Annotated in this window: 2 protein-coding genes; one reads left to right on the forward strand and one right to left on the reverse strand. The window is 78.9% G+C overall.

Annotation, left to right across the window (positions count from 1 at the left end):
- The first annotated feature begins 146 nt into the window (after positions 1-146).
- Positions 147-1,157: a DUF5914 domain-containing protein gene (locus tag ACWEN3_RS45660; protein WP_452984247.1), complete on the forward strand. Its 1,011-nt coding sequence runs from the start codon at positions 147-149 to the stop codon at positions 1,155-1,157.
- A gap of 153 nt (positions 1,158-1,310) precedes the next feature.
- Here ACWEN3_RS45660 and ACWEN3_RS45665 read toward each other — a convergent pair.
- On the reverse strand, positions 1,311-2,218 hold a 908-nt coding region (locus ACWEN3_RS45665; protein ID WP_452984249.1), incomplete at its 5' end, for a B12-binding domain-containing protein.

The following is a 2,218-nucleotide window of genomic DNA, read 5'->3' on the forward strand; positions in this document are numbered from 1 at the left end:
GTGCTGCACCGCCGCAGCGCGGTGCCCCGCCGACGCCGGGCGCTCGTCGCCGCCGACGGCCTGATGCGGGTGACCGCGGCCCGGCTCGCCGCACGCCGCAGGCTCACCGCCGCCCCGTGTCCGTCCTCCAGCTGGAAGGAGGCGGCGTGACATCCGATCGCCCGCCCCGGCGCACCCGACTGCCCCTGCGCCTGCGCCGCGCCCCCGTCTCCTGGGAGCGCCGGCGCCCCACCTGGCGCGAGGCCCGGCCCGCGCTGATCGCCGACGCGCTCAAGCGGGCGCAGGGGCGGCCGAGCGGCAACTGGTACGTCGTCGGGGCCGCTCGGGCCCTGCGCCCGGACCGGCCCCTGGCCCGGACCGTCGCCGGCCGGGAGGTGGTCCTCTGGCGCGACGCGCGAGGGGGCCTCGTGGCCGGGCCCGGCGTCTGCCCCCACCTGGGCGCACCGTTGCGGGACAGCCCGGTGCGCTGCGGCACCCTGGTGTGTCACTGGCACGGACTCGCCCTGGACGGAACGCCGTTCGGCGGCTGGGAGCCCTGGCCCGCCCACGACGACGGGGTGCTGCTGTGGGTGCGGCTGGACGACGCCGGCGGCGAGCCGCCCACCGCCCGGCCCCCGGTGCCTGCCCGCCCCGCCACGGCCGGCGCGCTCACGGCCGTGTACACCGCGACGGGCGTCTGCGAGCCCGACGACGTGGTCGCCAACCGCCTCGACCCCTGGCACGGGGCCTGGTACCACCCGTACTCGTTCACCGACCTCACCGTCGTGGAGTCGCCCGGGCGGCCCGACGGGGAGGACGCGTTCACGGTCGATGTGTCCTTCAAGGTCGCCGGCCGGCTCGTCGTCCCCGTCCGCGCCGTGTTCACGGCCCCCGGACCACGCACCGTCGTCATGCGGATCACCGACGGCGAAGGCGCGGGCTCCGTGGTCGAGACGCACGCGACACCGCTCGGACCGGACGCCGGGGGCAGGCCGCGCACGGCGGTCGTGGAGGCTGTCGTGGCCACCTCCGAAAGACCCGGGTTCGCCCTCGCCCGCCGGGCCGCCCCCCTGCTGCGCCCGGTGATCCGCTACGCGGCGGGCCGCCTGTGGCGCGACGACCTGGCCTACGCCGAACGCCGCTGGGCCCTGCGCGCCGCGGGACGCTTCCCCGGCTGAGCCGACGCACCGGGAGGGCCGAGGGCGGGTAGGGGAGGACGCGGTGGGTGGTGCGCGGAACTCAGCGGGCGGCTGCGGCGGGTGGCGGAGCCGCGGGCTGGTCCCGATGGCCGTCCGGTGGCCGTCGTCGTACGGCGTTCAGTCGTACGGTGTTCAGCCCCGGCCCGCCGGCCCGCGCACGGCGCCGTCCGTGTCGTACAGGCCGCTCAGTGTTCGGACGGCCTCCCGCAGGCCCCCGCAGCGAGGGAATTCACCGGCCGCCCGGCGGTCCCAGCCCGGGCCGGCCGGCAGGACGACGGGCCGACGGCGGGCGCCCGCCGGTCCCCACTGCAGACCCGCGACATGGCGGGCCAGCGGCGCCGACGCCGTCGAGCGGGTCTGCGCCCACAGCAGCACGGCGGCCGGACCGGTACGCCGGACGCAGGCCAGCAGCGCCTCCACGGGCACGGCGGCCCCCAGCATGCGGGTCGGCACGCCGAGCTCGCCCAGCGCCGCGTCGAGCGCCTCCAGCGGCAGTGAGTGCTGCTCGCCGGGCGCGCAGGCCAGCACCACCGGCTCGGTGCCGACGGGCTCCGCCGCGCGCGGCAGCACCAGGGGCGCACGGCGCAGGGCGGTGGAGATCTGCCAGGACAGCAGGTGCTCCACCTCCACGTAACGGTCGCCGGAGGACTCCCACTTGCGGCCCACCGCGCGCAGCGTCGGCACCATCACCTCCTCCCACGCCGTGGTCAGCCCGTGCTCCCGGACCGCGTCCAGCAGCCGGCTCTCCAGTTCGGGCGCGTCCAGCCGCACCGCGGCCCGGGCCAGCCCCCGGCACTCCTGGCGCACGTCGCCGAGCGGCAGCCCGCCGCCGGCCCCGCCTCGGCGGGCGTCGTCCCGGGGCGGTGCCGACGGCCCGCGGTCGGAGGGACCGCCCGGGGCTGGAGCCCCCGCGCCGTGGGTGCTGCGGGCCACGCGAGCCGCCTCGGCCAGGTCCAGCTCCGGGTCGGAGGGCCGTCCGCCGTCCCCGGACACCTTGTCCGGGGCTCCGGCCACGCTCTTGGCCCCGGCGCTCCGGTCGT

Source organism: Streptomyces sp. NPDC004561, assembly GCF_053602155.1.